Source organism: Sphingomonas panaciterrae, assembly GCF_036890205.1.
Taxonomy (GTDB): domain Bacteria; phylum Pseudomonadota; class Alphaproteobacteria; order Sphingomonadales; family Sphingomonadaceae; genus Sphingomonas; species Sphingomonas panaciterrae.
The window spans coordinates 389,202-404,662 of record NZ_JAKNQR010000002.1 but is presented as its reverse complement, the minus strand read 5'-3'; the positions used below and the strand labels follow the sequence as shown (position 1 = coordinate 404,662).

Annotated in this window: 13 protein-coding genes; 11 read left to right on the top strand and 2 right to left on the bottom strand. The window is 66.8% G+C overall.

Annotated elements, in window-relative coordinates; translation table 11 throughout:
• The first annotated feature begins 38 nt into the window (after positions 1-38).
• Positions 39-2,087, top strand: a complete 2,049-nt coding sequence (locus tag L8F96_RS08885) for a TonB-dependent receptor (protein ID WP_145119379.1) — start codon at positions 39-41, stop codon at positions 2,085-2,087.
• A 9-nt stretch (positions 2,088-2,096) separates the two neighbouring features.
• Here L8F96_RS08885 and L8F96_RS08880 read toward each other — a convergent pair whose 3' ends face one another.
• Entirely contained in the window at positions 2,097-2,696 is a 600-nt protein-coding gene (locus L8F96_RS08880; RefSeq protein WP_046411837.1) for a TetR/AcrR family transcriptional regulator, read from the bottom strand.
• 154 nt (positions 2,697-2,850) lie between these two features.
• On the opposite strand from L8F96_RS08880, the gene L8F96_RS08875 reads away from it, so the two are divergent.
• Genes L8F96_RS08875 through L8F96_RS08855 form a run of 5 tightly spaced genes read left to right on the top strand, consistent with a single transcriptional unit; the run spans position 2,851 to position 10,073 of the window.
• Positions 2,851-4,140 carry an efflux RND transporter periplasmic adaptor subunit gene (locus L8F96_RS08875; RefSeq protein WP_082103131.1) on the top strand — a complete coding sequence of 430 codons (1,290 nt, stop codon included), beginning with the start codon at positions 2,851-2,853 and terminating at the stop codon, positions 4,138-4,140.
• A gap of 6 nt (positions 4,141-4,146) precedes the next feature.
• A complete protein-coding gene (locus tag L8F96_RS08870; RefSeq protein ID WP_334655795.1) occupies positions 4,147-7,356 on the top strand; it encodes an efflux RND transporter permease subunit in 3,210 nt (1,069 codons plus the stop codon).
• Positions 7,357-7,361: 5 nt separating this feature from the next.
• A complete protein-coding gene (locus L8F96_RS08865) occupies positions 7,362-8,918 on the top strand; it encodes an efflux transporter outer membrane subunit (protein WP_417158954.1) in 1,557 nt (518 codons plus the stop codon).
• Between the two features lie 60 nt (positions 8,919-8,978).
• Positions 8,979-9,233 carry a hypothetical protein gene (locus L8F96_RS08860; protein WP_046410975.1) on the top strand — a complete coding sequence of 85 codons (255 nt, stop codon included), beginning with the start codon at positions 8,979-8,981 and terminating at the stop codon, positions 9,231-9,233.
• Positions 9,234-9,293: 60 nt separating this feature from the next.
• A complete protein-coding gene (locus tag L8F96_RS08855) occupies positions 9,294-10,073 on the top strand; it encodes a metallophosphoesterase family protein (protein ID WP_334655913.1) in 780 nt (259 codons plus the stop codon).
• Positions 10,074-10,185: 112 nt separating this feature from the next.
• Here L8F96_RS08855 and L8F96_RS08850 read toward each other — a convergent pair whose 3' ends face one another.
• Entirely contained in the window at positions 10,186-10,464 is a 279-nt protein-coding gene (locus tag L8F96_RS08850; protein ID WP_052742609.1) for a hypothetical protein, read from the bottom strand.
• A gap of 177 nt (positions 10,465-10,641) precedes the next feature.
• Between L8F96_RS08850 and argS the strand changes: the two genes are divergently transcribed.
• The 5 genes from argS (at position 10,642) to scpB (ending at position 15,452) form a co-directional block, all read left to right on the top strand.
• Positions 10,642-12,366, top strand: coding sequence for an arginine--tRNA ligase (gene argS, locus L8F96_RS08845; RefSeq protein WP_334655794.1), 1,725 nt, complete (start codon positions 10,642-10,644; stop codon positions 12,364-12,366).
• Between the two features lie 3 nt (positions 12,367-12,369).
• Positions 12,370-13,092, top strand: coding sequence for an SPOR domain-containing protein (locus L8F96_RS08840; protein WP_046410971.1), 723 nt, complete (start codon positions 12,370-12,372; stop codon positions 13,090-13,092).
• 61 nt (positions 13,093-13,153) lie between these two features.
• The gene (locus L8F96_RS08835) at positions 13,154-14,158 is read left to right on the top strand and encodes a glycoside hydrolase family 3 N-terminal domain-containing protein (RefSeq protein WP_334655793.1); all 1,005 of its coding nucleotides are present in this window, start codon (positions 13,154-13,156) and stop codon (positions 14,156-14,158) included.
• Complete coding sequence (locus tag L8F96_RS08830) at positions 14,155-14,880, top strand: segregation and condensation protein A (RefSeq protein WP_296221767.1); 726 nt, start codon at positions 14,155-14,157, stop codon at positions 14,878-14,880. Before L8F96_RS08835 ends, L8F96_RS08830 begins: the two co-directional genes overlap by 4 nt.
• Positions 14,877-15,452 (top strand): SMC-Scp complex subunit ScpB, encoded by a 576-nt coding sequence (gene scpB, locus L8F96_RS08825; RefSeq protein WP_125945775.1) that lies wholly within the window; start codon positions 14,877-14,879, stop codon positions 15,450-15,452. Before L8F96_RS08830 ends, scpB begins: the two co-directional genes overlap by 4 nt.
• Positions 15,453-15,461 lie beyond the last annotated feature (9 nt).

Genomic DNA, 15,461 nt, shown 5'->3' with positions numbered 1-15,461 from the left:
GCTTGCACGAAGGGGGCGTGGCAACCCATAGGCGGCGCATGACCTCTCGCGCCAGCGCTGCCCTCGTCCTGATCCTATTGCCCACTGCGGCCCACGCCCAGGCGGGTCCCGACATCGTCGTCACTGGCCGCGGGCTCGACGACCGTCCCGGCGACCGTACCGCAGACGTAGTCACGATCGACGCGCAGCGGATCAGCGCCAATGCCAGCGATCGGCTGGAAAGCGTTCTCGCTGATGTCGCGGGGCTGCAGCAGTTTCGCCGCTCGGACTCGCGCTCGGCCAATCCGACCAGCCAGGGCATTTCGCTGCGCGGGATCGGCGGCAACGCGTCCAGCCGCGCGTTGCTGGTGCTCGATGGCGTGCCGCAGGCAGATCCGTTCGGCGGATGGGTGCCATTTCCCGCCTATGCCACCGATCGGATCGGCCGCATCCGTGTCACCCGCGGCGGGGGGAGTGGCTATTTCGGCCCCGGCGTGCTTGCCGGCACGGTCGAACTGGAAAGCGCTGACCCGCGCGATCGTCCGACGCTGCTCGGCAGCCTTGCCTATGGCAGTCGCGCTTCGCTCGATGCACAGGCGTCGGGCACGTTTCTGTCGGGTCCGGGCTTTGCCACTGTCTCGGCGGCCTATGCGCGTGGCGACGGCTTCATTCCGGTGGTCGCGGCAGATCGCGGTCCGGCCGACCGGCCCGCGCCTTACGAACAAGCATCGGCGGCGCTGCGCGGGGTCATCCGCGTGGCGCCCGATACCGAGCTTCAGGCCAATGTCAGCGGCTTCACCGATCATCGCGAACGCGGCACCGCCTTCACTGCCAATCGCAGCGAGGGGGCTGACGCCAGCCTGCGCATCGTCGGGCGCGGGGCGTGGGGCTATTCGGCGCTGGCCTATCTCCAGACCCGCTCCTTCGCGTCGCAATTCGCCAGTGTCTCCGCAGGCCGGGTCAGCGCCAGCCAGACGCTCGACCAGTATAACACCCCTGCCACCGGTATCGGCGCGCGGTTCGAGATCGTGCCGCCCGTGGGTGCGGGCCGCGACCTGCGCCTGGGCATCGACGTGCGCGACGTGACCGGGCGCACCCAGGAAAATTACACCTATGTCGGCGGTGCGCCCACGCGGCGGCGCATCGCCGGCGGCAGCAGCAGGACGACCGGCATCTTCGCCGACGGCAGCGTGGAGGCAGGACGCTGGACGCTCACCCTGGGCGGGCGCGTCGATCGCTGGCGCATCGCCGACGGGCAGCTTGACGAATATACGCTGGCAACCGGCGTGCCCTTGACGGCCAGCCGCTTTCCGGAGCGCGACGGCACCGAATGGACCGGTCGCGCCGGTCTCGCCTTCGCGCCGGTGGAGGCCGTCATTTTGCGGGTGAGCGGCTATCGCGGCTGGCGCTTGCCGACGCTCAACGAATTGTACCGCCCGTTCCGGGTCGGCGCCGATGCCACCGCCGCCAACCCGGATCTCGCGCCCGAGCGGCTGAGCGGCGTCGACGGCGGCGTGACGCTGGCGCCCCTGGCCAATCTGACGCTGTCCGCCACCGTGTTCTGGAACCGGCTGGACAATGCCATCGCCAATGTGACCGCGGGGCAGGGGCCGGGCACCTTCCCGGGCGTCGGCTTCGTCAACGGCGCCTATCGCGTGCGGCAGAACCTGGACGCGATCCGCTCCAAGGGGCTTGAGCTGGACGCGCGCTGGCAGGCGGGGCCGGTGTTCGCCATCGCCTCGTGGAGCCATGTCGATCCGCGGGTGGAAGCATCAGGTGCCGCCGCGCCGCTCGACGGCCTGCGCCCGGCGCAGACGCCGCGCGATCAGTTGTCGGGCACGCTCGGCTGGCGTCAGGGCGCTTGGACCGCGTCGGCGACGCTGCGCCACATGTCCGGCCAGTTCGAGGACGATCAGAACGCCCGCGTGCTTGCCCCCGCAACGACGCTCGACGCGTATCTGTCGGTGCCGGTGACGCGAGGGCTTGCGATCGAGGCGCGGGGCGAAAACCTGTTCGATGCGCTGGTCGAAGCGGGCGTCAGCGGCGCCGATGTGATTGAACGTGCGACGCCGCGCACCTTGTGGATCGGCGTGCGCTTCAGCGGCTAGGCGCGCCCGTCACGAAAGGGCGGCTTCGGCGCTGGCGTCCGTTTCGCTGGCGCCCGCGTCGTGCTGCAGTCCGTCGATGGCCGCGTTGATGCACGTCATCAACGCGCGGATCACGTCCGGGCTGGGCTGATCCTGCTCGGTCACGCGTCGCTGGAAAACGCCGGCAGCAATCGTCTGGATCATTTCCGCCACCTGGATGAACCGGCTCGACGACACCGATGCCGGCACAAGCAGGCACAAGGCAGACGTCAGCTCGCTGCGCATCCGCTCCCGCACCGCGCGGACGATTTCGGCAATCCGCTCGTTGCGCGATGCCTCGGCCATGATCTCCGCCACGAGTCGTCCCCCCTCGGGGTTCTCGCACGCAACGAACTGACCGATCCACGCGCGCACCACGGCGGGATCACCCGTGGCGCCCGCGGCGCACAGGCCACGTTCCGACAGAAAGTCTTCCAGATCGCGCGCGACGATCTCCGCCACGATCGCTTCCTTGTTGGCGAAATCGCGATAGATCTGCCCGACGGCAATTCCCGACGTCTGCGCGATCTGCGCCATGCCCGTGCCGTGGAACCCGGTCGCCGCAAAGGCTTCACGTGCCGCCTGGATCAATTTCTCGCGCCGTGCGTTTGCCCGCCCGATGCGCAAGCCGGGGAGGGCTGCGCCACATTGTTCGATGACCTCTCTCCTCGACTTGACGCGTTTTCCAGTTCGCAGTAGCAGCAAACGTGAGTGAACGATCACTCACTTTATTTCAGAGAACGATATGGCATTCAAGAGGGTCGCGCTATCAGCCCTGCTGCTGGCGTCGGTGTCCGCCTGTGGTGGGCAGAACGATCAGGGTCAGCAGCAACAGCAGGCGGGACCCCCTCAGGTATCGGTCATCACCGTCCAGCCGCAGGCTGTGACGCTGACAACGACCTTGCCGGGCCGCACGGCCGCGTTTGAAACCTCCGAAGTGCGCCCGCAGGTTAATGGCCTGATCGTTGAGCGCCTGTTCACGGAGGGCGATTCGGTTCGTCGCGGCCAGCCGCTCTTCCGCATCGATCAGCAGCCCTATCTCGCCGCGGTCGCCAGTGCGCGGGCGTCGCTCGCGCGAGCCCGCGCCGCCATCGCCTCCAGCGCGGCGCTGCAGCGTCGCTATGGCGAACTGGTGAAGATCAACGCGATCTCGCGCCAGGAATATGACAATGCGATCACGTCTGCACAGCAGGCGCAGGCCGACGTCGCGGCCCAGCAGGCGGCCTTGCGCTCCGCACAGATCGATCTTGAGCGCACCACGGTCCGCGCGCCGATCTCCGGCCGGATCGGTCGCGCGCAGTCGACCACCGGCGCGTTGGTGACCTCGGGCCAGACCAATCCGTTGACCACCATCCAGCGCCTCGATCCGATCTATGTCGATGTGCCGCAATCGAGCGCCGACCTCCTGCGCCTGCGTCAGTCGATCGCGGCTGGCGAGCTGTCCCGCGGCGGCGGCGCCGCGCGCGTTCGCCTGCGACTGGAGGATGGCTCGCTTTACCCGATCGAGGGCAAGCTGCAGTTTACCGACGTCACCGTCGATCCGACCACCGGAACGCAGACGATCCGAGCGATCTTCCAGAACCCGCGCGGCCTGCTGCTGCCGGGCATGTACGTCCGCGCCGAACTGGTCGAGGGGACGGAGCGCAACGGCATCCTGGTGCCGCAGCGCGCCGTGCAGCGCAACGAAAGCGGCCAGGCCACTGCGATGGTGGTCGGACGGGACAACAAGGTCGAACCGCGGATCCTCACCACCGATCGCACGATTGGCGAGGACTGGCTGGTAACCGCCGGGCTGAAGCCTGGGGATCGTGTCATCGTGGAAGGTGGCGGCGGCATGCTGCGTCCGGGCATGCCCGTCTCGCCCAAGCCGTGGAACCCGAATGCGGCGCCCGCTGGCACGGGTGCCCCTGGCGCGCCCGGTCAGCCGCAAGGCAAGGGGCAACCACAAGGGCAGCCGCAGGGGCAGGGGCAGGGACAACCGGCCCAGGCTGGCCAACCCCAGGCGCAGCCCAACGGCCAGGCTCAGGCGAAGTAACCCTACATGGCACGCTATTTCATCGATCGACCCATCTTCGCATGGGTGATCGCGATCGTCCTGATGCTGGCTGGCGTCATCGCCATCCGCAGCCTTCCCGTCGCGCAGTTCCCGGAGATCGCGCCGCCCACGGTGTCGATCACCGCGACCTATCCGGGCGCGGATGCGACGACGCTGGAACGCACCACCACGCAGATTATCGAGCAGCAGCTGCGCGGCATCGATAACCTGCGCTATTTTTCGTCCTCGTCCTCCTCGTCGGGCGTGCTCACGATCACGCTGACGTTCGAACAGGGCACCGATCCTGACATCGCGCAGGTGCAGGTTCAGAACAAATTGCAGGCGGCGACTCCGCTGCTGCCGCAGGAAGTGCAGCAACAGGGCATTCAGGTTCAGAAGTCCGCCGCCAGCTTCCTCGTCATCGTCGGCCTGTATTCGGAAGACGGCTCGCACTCGATCACTGACCTGTCGGACATGGTCGTGTCGCGGCTGCAGGACCCGGTCAGCCGCGTGAACGGCGTGGGCGAGCTTCAGATCTTCGGCTCGCAATATGCGATGCGCATCTGGATCGATCCGCTGAAGCTGAACAACTATCAGCTCACCATCGCCGATGTGACCAATGCCGTGCGGGCGCAGAATGCCCAGGTCTCGGCCGGCCAGATCGGTGCTCAGCCCGCTCCCAAGGAGCAGATGCTGAACGCGACCGTCTCGGTCCAGTCACGCCTCCAGACGCCGGAGCAATTCGGTCAGATCCGCCTGAAGACGACGGAAAATGGCGCGGTTGTTCGGCTGGCCGACGTGGCTCGGGTTGAGCTTGGCGCCGAGAATTACGGCTTCGATACCAAGTTCAACGGCAAGCCCGCCTCGGGCTTCGGCGTCCGTCTTGCCGCGGGTGCCAACGCGCTCGACACCGTCGACGCGGTGAAGGCCGAAGTGGAATCGATCGCCAAGGGTTTCCCGGCCGACGTCAAGGTCGTGTACCCCTTCGATACCACGCCGTTCGTCCGCCTGTCGGTGGAACAGGTGATCCACACGCTGGTCGAGGCAGTCGTCCTCGTCTTCCTGGTGATGTTCCTGTTCCTGCAGAACTGGCGCGCCACGCTGATCCCGACGATCGCGGTGCCGGTCGTGCTGCTCGGTACGTTCGCGATCATGCAGGTGGCGGGCTTCACCATCAATACCCTGACCTTGTTCGGCATGGTGCTGGCCATCGGCCTATTGGTCGACGACGCGATCGTTGTGGTCGAGAACGTCGAGCGTCTGATCGTCGACGAGGGGCTCAGCCCGAAGGACGCCGCGCGCAAGTCGATGGACGAAATCTCGGGCGCGCTGATCGGCATCGGCATGGTGCTGTCGGCGGTGTTCCTGCCGATGGCGTTCTTCGGCGGTTCCACGGGCGTCATCTATCGCCAGTTCTCGATCACCATCGTCTCGGCGATGATCCTATCGGTGCTGGTCGCGTTGATCCTGACACCGGCACTGTGCGCCACCATCCTGAAGCCGCACGATCCGACCAAGCACGAAGGCAACGGGATCTTTGCCCGCTTCTTCCGCTGGTTCAACCGCACCTTCGAGAAGGGGACGGTCAAGTACGAGCGGGGCGTGAAGAAGACCGCGCGCAGCTGGAAGCGGTCGATGCTCGTCTATCTGCTGATCGTCGGTGGCATGGTGCTGCTGTTCGCCCGGCTGCCCAGCGCCTTCTTGCCTGACGAGGATCAGGGCACGGTCATCGCGCTGGTGCAGGGGCCCGCGGGCGCCACGACCGCGCGCACCGACAAGGGTCTCGACCTCGTTCGGAATTATTTCCTCGAGCAGCCGGGTGTGCAGTCCGTCTTCACCATCAACGGCTTCAGCTTCGCAGGGCAGGGGCAGAATGCGGGCCTCGCCTTCATCAGCCTGAAGCCATGGGATGAGCGGCCGGGGATCGACAACAAGGCGCAGACCATCGCGGCCAAGTCCATGGGTGTATTCTCGAAGTACGAGGACGGCATGATCTTCGCGCTAGTGCCGCCGGCGGTGCAGGAGCTGGGCAATGCTACCGGCTTCGACCTCCAGCTCGTCGACACGGGTGGGATCGGCCATGAAAAGCTGACTCAGCTGCGCAACATGGTGCTGGGCATGGCGATGCAGGACAAGCTGATCGCACAGGTTCGCCCGCTCAGCCTGGAGGACGCGCCCCAGCTGAAGGTCGATATCGATCAGGACAAGGCGCGCGCGCTGGGGCTCGATCTGGCGACGGTCAATTCGACGCTGGCGACGGCGTGGGGCGGCTCCTACGTCAACGACTTCATCGACCGCGGCCGCGTGAAGCGCGTCTACGTCCAGGCGGACACGCCCTATCGCGTCCGGCCGGAGGATATTGCCGACTTCTACGTCCGCAACGACCAGGGCCAAATGGTGCCGTTCACCTCCTTCTCGACGGTGAGCTGGACCAACGCGCCGGTGTCGCTGACTCGCTACAATGGCCAGCCCGCGATGCAGTTGCAGGGTTCACCGGCGCCGGGCGTCAGCACCGGTGCCGCGATGGCGGCAATGGAGGAAATTCAGGCCAAGCTCCCACCCGGCACCGCGCTGGAGTGGACCGGGCTGTCGTTCGAGGAACGGCTGTCTGGTGGCCAGGCACCGGCACTCTATGCCTTGTCGCTGCTGATCGTCTTCCTGTGCCTCGCGGCATTGTACGAAAGCTGGTCGGTGCCGATCGCGGTGATGCTGGTGGTCCCCTTGGGCGTGATCGGTGCGCTCCTGGCGGCGACGCTGACCGGGCTGAACAACGACATCTACCTTCAGGTCGGCCTCATCACCACGATTGGTGTGGCGGCGAAAAACGCGATCCTGATCGTGGAGTTCGCGGAGGAACGTATCGCGGAAGGGATGAAGCCGTTCGACGCGGCGGTGGAGGCTGCGCGACTACGCCTGCGTCCGATCCTGATGACCAGCCTTGCCTTCATCTTCGGCGTGCTGCCGCTGGCGATCTCGACCGGCGCAGGTGCCGGTGGTCAGAATGCAATTGGCCGGTCGGTGGTGGGCGGCATGTTCTCCGCGACGGTGCTGGCGATCTTCCTGGTTCCGACCTTCTTCGTGGTCGTCTCGCGGCTGTTCGGCCACGGCAAGGACGATGAGGGGGATCAGAACGTCAACAACTACGAACCGTTGCGTGACGACGGGGACGATGGCGACGCAGGGCGCGATCGTGGCCCGACGCCGCAGGGAGCATGATCCAGATGAAGTCCCGTTCCCTCCTGGCGGCGCTCGCCGTCGCCACCACCCTGTCGGGCTGCAACCTCGCGCCCAAATATGTCCGCCCGGTGGGCGCCGCCCCGGAAACCCTGCCGCAAGGTGGGATCTATCCACGCGCGGCGACCGATGCGCCGGACATCACCCAGGTGGGCTGGCGCGATTTCTTCCTCGATCCCCGCCTTCGGCAAGTGATCGAGACCGGCCTTGCCAACAATCGTGACCTGCGGATTGCCGCCGGCAACGTGCTGCAGGCGCGGGCACAATATCGCGTCCAGCGCGCCAGCCAGGTGCCAAACACCACCATTTCCGGTTCGGGCACCTACACCAACAACGTCTTCGGCGCGGCCGGCGGCGGGCTCGGCGCTGGCGGAATGGCCGGCGGCGGCACTGGCACTGGCACTGGCACCGGCACCGGGTCTGGCACCGGCACGGGCGGTGTTGGCGGCGGCACGGGTGTTGGCGCCGGGGCAGGGGCTGGCGCGGTTGGCGGCGGGATCGGCTCGGCCTCGTCGAACCTTGAGTTCTACTCGGTCAACGCCGGCTTCTCGCAGTTCGAGCTCGATCTCTTCGGTCGCGTCCGCAACCTCTCGCGCGCCGCGCTGGAGCAATATTTCGCTTCCGAAGAGGCGCAGCGCACCGCGCGGATCAGCCTCATCGCCGAAATCGCCAATGCCTGGCTGACCATGGCGGCGGACCAGGAACAGCTGCGCATCAGCCGCGAGACGCTGAAGGCGTTCGAACAATCGCTGGAGCTCACCCGCGCGCAGTTCCGTATCGGCGTCGCGTCCGAGCTGGAGGCGCGGCAGGCGGAGACCAATTACCAGGCCGCGCGCAATGACATTGCGGCGCTGCAGACTCAGGTTGCCCGCGATCAGAATGCGCTGAACCTCCTCGTCGGCGCCACCGTGCCCGCGGACCAGCTGCCGACCGAACTCGGCAACGCACCGGTGACCCGCGATGCGCTGCCCGGCAATCTGTCCTCGGAAGTGCTGCTGCGCCGTCCTGACGTGCTCCAGGCGGAGCATCAGCTGATTGCCGAGAACGCCAACATTGGCGCGGCGCGCGCGGCATTCTTCCCGCGTATCTCGCTCACCGCGACGATCGGGACGATCTCTACCGCGCTGTCGGGTTTGTTCGGCGGCGGCAGCTTCACCTACAATGCCGCGCCGTCGGTCGCACTGCCGCTGTTCGACGGCGGTCGCAACGCCGCCAATCTCGACTATGCCAAGGCGTCGCAGCAGGTGGCGGTCGCCACCTACGAACGCGCAATCCAGACCGCGTTCCGCGAAGTGTCCGATGCGCTCGCGCAGCGCGGCACGATCGAGGAGCAGGTCGCCGCGCAGACGGCGCGGGCGGAGGCAGCCTCGGTGGCGGCCCGCCTGTCCGACGCGCGCTACCGGGCAGGCGTGGATTCCTTCCTCGTGGCGCTCGACGCACAGCGCACCGCTTATGCTGCACAACAGCAATTGGTGACGACGCGTCTGGCGCGTGGAAGCAATCTTGTGGAACTCTACCGGTCGCTGGGTGGTGGATTAAACTAACCGCCTTGCCTCTCGGAACGTTTTTGTTACTCTCCCGTACTTAGGAAGAGGAGAGAGCCAATGACGCCACAAGAGCGCGCCGGCGAAGAATCCCTGGTGATCCTGCAAAGCCTGCTTTGCTTGCTCCGGGAGAAAAACGTGCTGACCCGCGCGGATATCGAAACGCTGACCGATCGGGTGGCGATGCGCGCGAGCCAGGCAGAGCGCGATCCGATCCCCTGTTGCGCCGAGGCCGCGCGCAGCGCCGCGCAGGAGATGGCGAAGATCGCCAGCTATATCGGCCCGCATTACGGCGGGAAGCACCGACGCAGCTGACCTGCGACACGCTAGGCGCTTGCCCGCGAACCGAATCGCGGGCAGCGCGTTGGCATGTCGATGAAGCTTTTCCACGTAAGCGATGTGCACTTCGGTGCTGAGGATCCCGCTGCGCTCGACTGGTTCGCGCAATGCGTCGCCGACGAGTCGCCCGATGCGGTGATCATGACGGGCGACCTGACCATGCGCGCCCGCACCCGCGAATTCGACGCCGGTGGAAAGTGGCTGATGTCGCTCGGCGTCCCGGTGACGATCGAGGTCGGCAACCACGATCTACCCTATTATTGGGATCCGTTGCGCCGGCTGTTCAGTCCGTACAAGCGCTATGGTGCGGCGGAACGCATGATCGAAAAGACCCTCGACCTGCCCGGCATCACGATCGTCCCGCTCAAGACGACGGCCCGCGCGCAATTGCGACTCAACTGGTCAAAGGGGCATGTCGGCCGCGACGCGCTCAAGAATACGCTGGATCTGATCGCCGCGGCGCCGCGAGGCAACCTCATCTTCGTCGCTGGTCACCATCCGCTGATCGAAGGCGGGACGCGCGGCACCGCCAAGACACGCAATGGTGACGAGGCACTGAAGGCGCTGGCGGAGGCCGGCACCCATGCTGTCCTGTCGGGCCATGTGCATGATCCCTTCGACAAGCCAGTGACATTTGGCGACTGGACGGTGCGGATGATCGGCGCGGGAACATTGTCAAAACGGCTGCGCTCGTCACCGCCGGCGTTCAACGAGATCAGGATCGCCGATGGCCGGTTCGAAACCCTGGCCCGGACCCTCTCGCCAGAACCCAAGCATCCGATCAGCGTCACCGCCCAAAGTGGCGCCCTGCGCTAGAGGGCAGCCCACGCCGCCGGGCAGCGGCCATGAAAAAGGCCGCCGGCGCCATCTCAGCGCCAGCGGCCCATTGATCATCTGCGGAGGGGCTTGGCCCCCCCCCCCGAGTGGATCAGTTCGCGGTCAGCACCGACACCGCACCGCCCTGCGGCGCGCGGAAAGCGACCGGCGTGCCGCCGACGTTGCCACGGACCTTCTCGCCCTCGACGACCAGGCGGAAACGGTCACCGCCGACGCGACGGCCGGTGATCACGGTCGCGCCTTCGCGGCCTTCGCTGGTCTTGTAGACGTAGGTCTGATTTTCGTGCTGGAAGCTCTTCTCGTCCTGCGCCTGCGCAGCAAACGGCGCCATTGCAGTGAGGAAAGCGGCGGTCATGATGAGCTTGCGCATGGTAGGATTCCTCGGTTTGAAACCAAATCTTTTCGCAAGTGCACAATAGATGCTGCGCCGCACCAACCAAAGCGCAAAAGTCGAAAATACAGTTGCAGCGGACGCAATCGCGAGCGGATTTGTCGCGCTCGTCGCATTGGTCTATCGCGCGCGTCTTCACGAACACGATTGGTTGCCATGACGCTCTATTCCCGTTTCGCCGCTTACGTTGACGCTGCCCTCGATGCGCTCGAGGCAGCTGGCGACCTGCCGTCGGGGATCGAGCGCCGCGCCGTGACCGTGGAGCCGCCGCGTGACCCCGCCCATGGTGATCTCGCCACCAATGCGGCGATGGTGCTGGCCAAGGCTGCAAAGACGAACCCGCGCGCGCTGGCCGAGAAGATCGGCGCTGCATTGCAGCAGCTGGATGAGGTTGCCGCGGTCGAGATCGCCGGTCCTGGCTTCATCAACCTCCGGCTGGTCGATGACAGCTGGCGGGCGGAACTTGCCGCGATCCATGATCGTGGCGCTGACTATGGTCGCTCCACCGTAGGGCAGGGTACCACCGTCAACATCGAATATGTCTCGGCCAACCCGACCGGCCCGATGCACATGGGCCATTGCCGCGGCGCGGTGGTAGGGGATGCCCTGGCGTCGCTGCTGGAGTTTGCCGGCAACCGCGTGATCCGCGAATACTATGTCAACGATGCGGGCGGTCAGGTCGACGTGCTCGCGCGTTCCGCACACCTGCGTTACCGTGAGGCGCTGGGCGAGGATGTTGGCGCGATTCCCGAAGGCCTTTACCCCGGCGACTATCTGGTCCCGGTGGGCCAGCAGCTCGCCCAGGAATTCGGTGATCGCTATGCGACTGCGCCCGAGGCTGACTGGCTGCCCCTGTTCCGCACGCGCGCGGTCGATGCCATGCTGGTGCTGATCAAGGCCGATCTGGCGCTGCTCGGCATCCACCACGACGTCTTCTCGTCGGAGGCGGAGCTTCAGGCCGAGGGCAAGCCCGAGGCGGCCGAGGCGTGGCTGCGCGCCCGCGACCTCGTCTACGACGGCACGCTGGAAGCGCCCAAGGGAGAGACACCTGAGGATTGGGAGCCGGTCGAGCTGCCGCTGTTCCGCTCCACGCTGTTCGGCGACGATCAGGACCGCCCGATCAAGAAGTCGAACGGCCAGTGGACCTATTTCGGCGCCGACCTCGCCTATCACTTCCAAAAGGCGCAGACGGCGGATGCGCTGATCGACATCTGGGGCGCGGACCACGCCGGTACCGTGAAGCGCATCCAGGCAGCGGTCGCGGCGCTGACCGAGGGGCGCACCCGCTTCGACGTGAAGCTGGTGCAGATGGTGCGCCTGCTGCGCGGCGGCGAGCCGGTGAAGATGTCCAAGCGCGCCGGCAACTTCGTCACGCTGGCGGACGTGGTGCGCGAAGTCGGCAAGGACGTCGTCCGCTTCACCATGCTGACTCGCCGCTCCGACGCGCAGATGGACTTTGACTTTGCCAAGGTGGTGGAGGCGTCGAAGGATAATCCCGTCTTCTACGTCCAATACGCCCATGCGCGCGTCGCCTCGCTGCGGCGTCGTGCAACCGAAGCGGGGCTGGACCTGTCCCATCCCGACGTGTCCCGGCTTGATACGGAGGAGCTGGCGCTGGTGCAGCTGGCGGCGCAATTCCCGCGCGTGGTGGAAACGGCCGCTGCGGCACGTGAGCCGCATCGAATTGCGTTTTACCTGTATGACTTGGCAGCGGCATTTCACGCGCTATGGAATGTCGGCAACGATCGGCCCGACCGCCGCTTCCTGCTGCCCGACGACCCGGCGATGACGGCGGCGCGTCTGTTCTTGGCGGAAGGCGTCGGACAAATTATCCGCAACGGTCTCTCCATCATGGGCGTGGAGGCAGTCTCGGAGATGTGATTCATGGCGACCGAGGAATTCGATCTCAGGGATGAAGACCGGCTTCCGTGGCTTGAGACGGTGGAGCCGGACGAGCCGGAAGGGCCGGGCGTGCTGCGCGTCCTGCTGTTGGTCGCCGTCGGCCTCGTGCTTCTCGCCGCCATCGTCTTTGCCGTATTCAGCTTCCAGACCCGCGCGCCGGACGGCCAGGGTGAACTGATCGCCGCGCAGCCGGGCGACTATAAGGTAAAGCCGGATGATCCCGGCGGGCTGAAGGTCGACGGGGAAGGGGATTCGGCGATCGCCGCCAGCGCGGGGGCAAGCGCCACCGCCGCGATCGATCTGAAGGCCGTGCCAGAGGCGCCGATCGCCGGCCGCCGCGCCGACGCGCCGGCACCGGCCACCGACGGCAGCGCACGCACCGTTGCCGAGGTTCCCGGCTCGGGCGGACGGCTGGTCGCCGCCGCACCGATGGCCGCACCGAAGAAGCAGATCCCGGGTGCCAACTCGGGCGGGTCGCTGGTCCAGCTCGGCGCCTTCCCGAGCGAGGCGGCGGCGAACACCGCGTGGAGCGCGGTGGCCAAGCGCTTCTCCTATGTCGCGACCCTGGGCAAAACCGTCCAGCCCGCCGAGGTCAACGGCCGCAAGGTCTATCGCCTGAAGGTGAATGCCGGCAGCGCGGACGCCGCGAGTGATCTGTGTGGCCGCCTGACCGTCGCCGGCGAGAAGTGCTTCGTCACCAGCTGACCGCGGCGGGACGCCCGCGCGCCGGGGTGGAAACCCCCGGCGGACCCGCTAATACCGGGCCATGAAGCCAGTGATCTTTGGCCTGTCCGGGCCGACGCTTACCTCCGACGAACGCGCATTCTTCGCCGAGGCGCGTCCGGCGGGGTACATCCTGTTCAAGCGCAATTGCCTCGATCGTCAGCAGCTTCGCGCGCTGACCGACGAGCTGCGTACGCTGGAGGGTCGCTCGGACGTCGCGATCCTGGTCGATCAGGAAGGCGGTCGCGTCGCCCGGCTGGGACCCCCGGAATGGCCCGCCTTTCCCGCCGGCCCCGATTTCGACCGCCTGTATGACATCGCGCCTATGTCCGCGATCGAGGCAGCGCGCGCCAATGCGCAGGCGCTCGGGCTGATGATGGCGGAGGTCGGGATTACCGTCGATTGCCACCCGATCCTCGACGTGATCGGCCCCGGCACCACTGAGGCGATCTCGATCCGCGCTTTCGGCAGCGAGCCAAAGCGTGTCGCCGCGCTCGGCCGCGCGACGCTCGAAGGGCTGGCGGCCGGCGGCGTCGTCGGCGTGGTCAAGCACATGCCGGGCCACGGCCGGGCCAAGGTAGATTCGCACCATCTGCTCCCCACCGTCACGGCGACCGCGGCGGAGCTGGAGGATGATCTCGCGCCGTTCCGCGCGCTGGCCCATGCGCCGATGGGCATGACCAGCCACATCGTGTTTGAGGCGTGGGATGCTGAGCGAGCCGCCACCATGTCTCCGACCATCATCAACGATGTGATCCGCGGCAAGATCGGCTTTGATGGCCTGCTCATGACCGATGATATCGACATGAAGGCACTGTCCGGCACGCCGGCGGACAAGGCATCGGGGGCGATCGCCGCTGGCTGCGACATCGTGCTCGACTGCTGGGCGCGGCTCGATGAAATGGTCGCGATTGCCGATCGGTTGGACGATATCGCCCAGCCATCACGCGACCGGCTCGACCGAGCGATGGCGACGCTGCGGCCAGCCGAGGGCGTGTTCGCGGATTTGGTCGCCAAGCGCGACGAATTCCTCGCGATCGGCGCGTGAGTGGGGAGCAGCTGACGCTTGATCTCGACGGGTGGGAAGGCCCGCTCGACCTGCTGCTCAATCTCGCCCGCTCGCAGAAAGTCGACCTGAAGCAGATTTCGATTCTCTCGCTGGTCGAACAGTATCTGGCCTATGTCGAACGCGCCCGCACGCTGCAGCTGGAACTGGCCGCCGACTATCTCGTCATGGCGGCGTGGCTGGCCTATCTCAAATCGGCGCTCCTCTTGCCGCGCGACCCTGAGGTGGAGCCTGATCCGGAGGAACTGGCGCTGCGGCTGCAATTGCGGCTCGAGCGGCTCGCCGCCATGCGAGAGGCGGGGGCGCGGCTGATGGCGCGTGATCGGCTGGGCCGCGACGTGTTCCGCCGCCCCGCGCCCGACGGGCTACGCACCATCCGCAAGGCGCGCTGGTCGGCGGAAATCTATGATCTCATCTCGGCCTATGGCCGGATCAGCGCGCGCACCCGCCCGGTCATGCATGTCGTGCAGGATCGACAGGTGATGACGCTGGAGGCGGCGATCGCGCGCATTTCCGCCCTGCTCGGCACGGCGATCGACTGGTCGATGTTGCACCGCTTCCTGCCCGACGGCGCGGACGGTGCCTTTCGCCGCTCCGCGCTCGCCTCCAGTTTTCTCGCCGCGCTTGAACTGGCGCGGCAGGGCAGGGTGGAACTGCGGCAGGACGGCACCTTTGCGCCATTGTACCTGAGGCTGCCCGCGTGACCCCGCCCAATGACGTGGTGCGGGCAGTGGAGGCGGTTCTGTTCGCGGCAGCTGATCCGATGACGATCGATTCGATCCGCGCCTATGTCGGGGGCGGCGACGTGCGCGCCGCGGTGGAGCAACTCGCCCGCGACTATGCCGGGCGCGGCATCAATCTTGTGCAGCGCGGCGACGCCTGGCATTTCCAGACCGCGGCCGACATGGCGCATGTGCTGCGCCGTGACCGGGAGGAGGTTCGCCGCCTCAGCCGCGCCGGGATCGAGACGCTGGCCATCATCGCCTATCACGAACCGGTGACCCGCGCCGAGATCGAGGCGATTCGCGGCGTCCAGATCTCCAAGGGCACGCTCGACGTGTTGATGGAGGCGGGCTGGGTTCGCCCGGCTGGCCGGCGCGAGGTGCCGGGCCGGCCGCTCACGTTCGTCACGACACCGGCGTTCCTCTCGCATTTCGGCCTGAAATCGCGCCGCGACTTGCCCGGGATCGAGGATCTGCGCGCCGCCGGCCTGCTCGATCCGGTCGATCTGGCAGTCGAACAACTCGCGGTGGAAAAGAACGACGATGAGCACTAGATGGTCGGG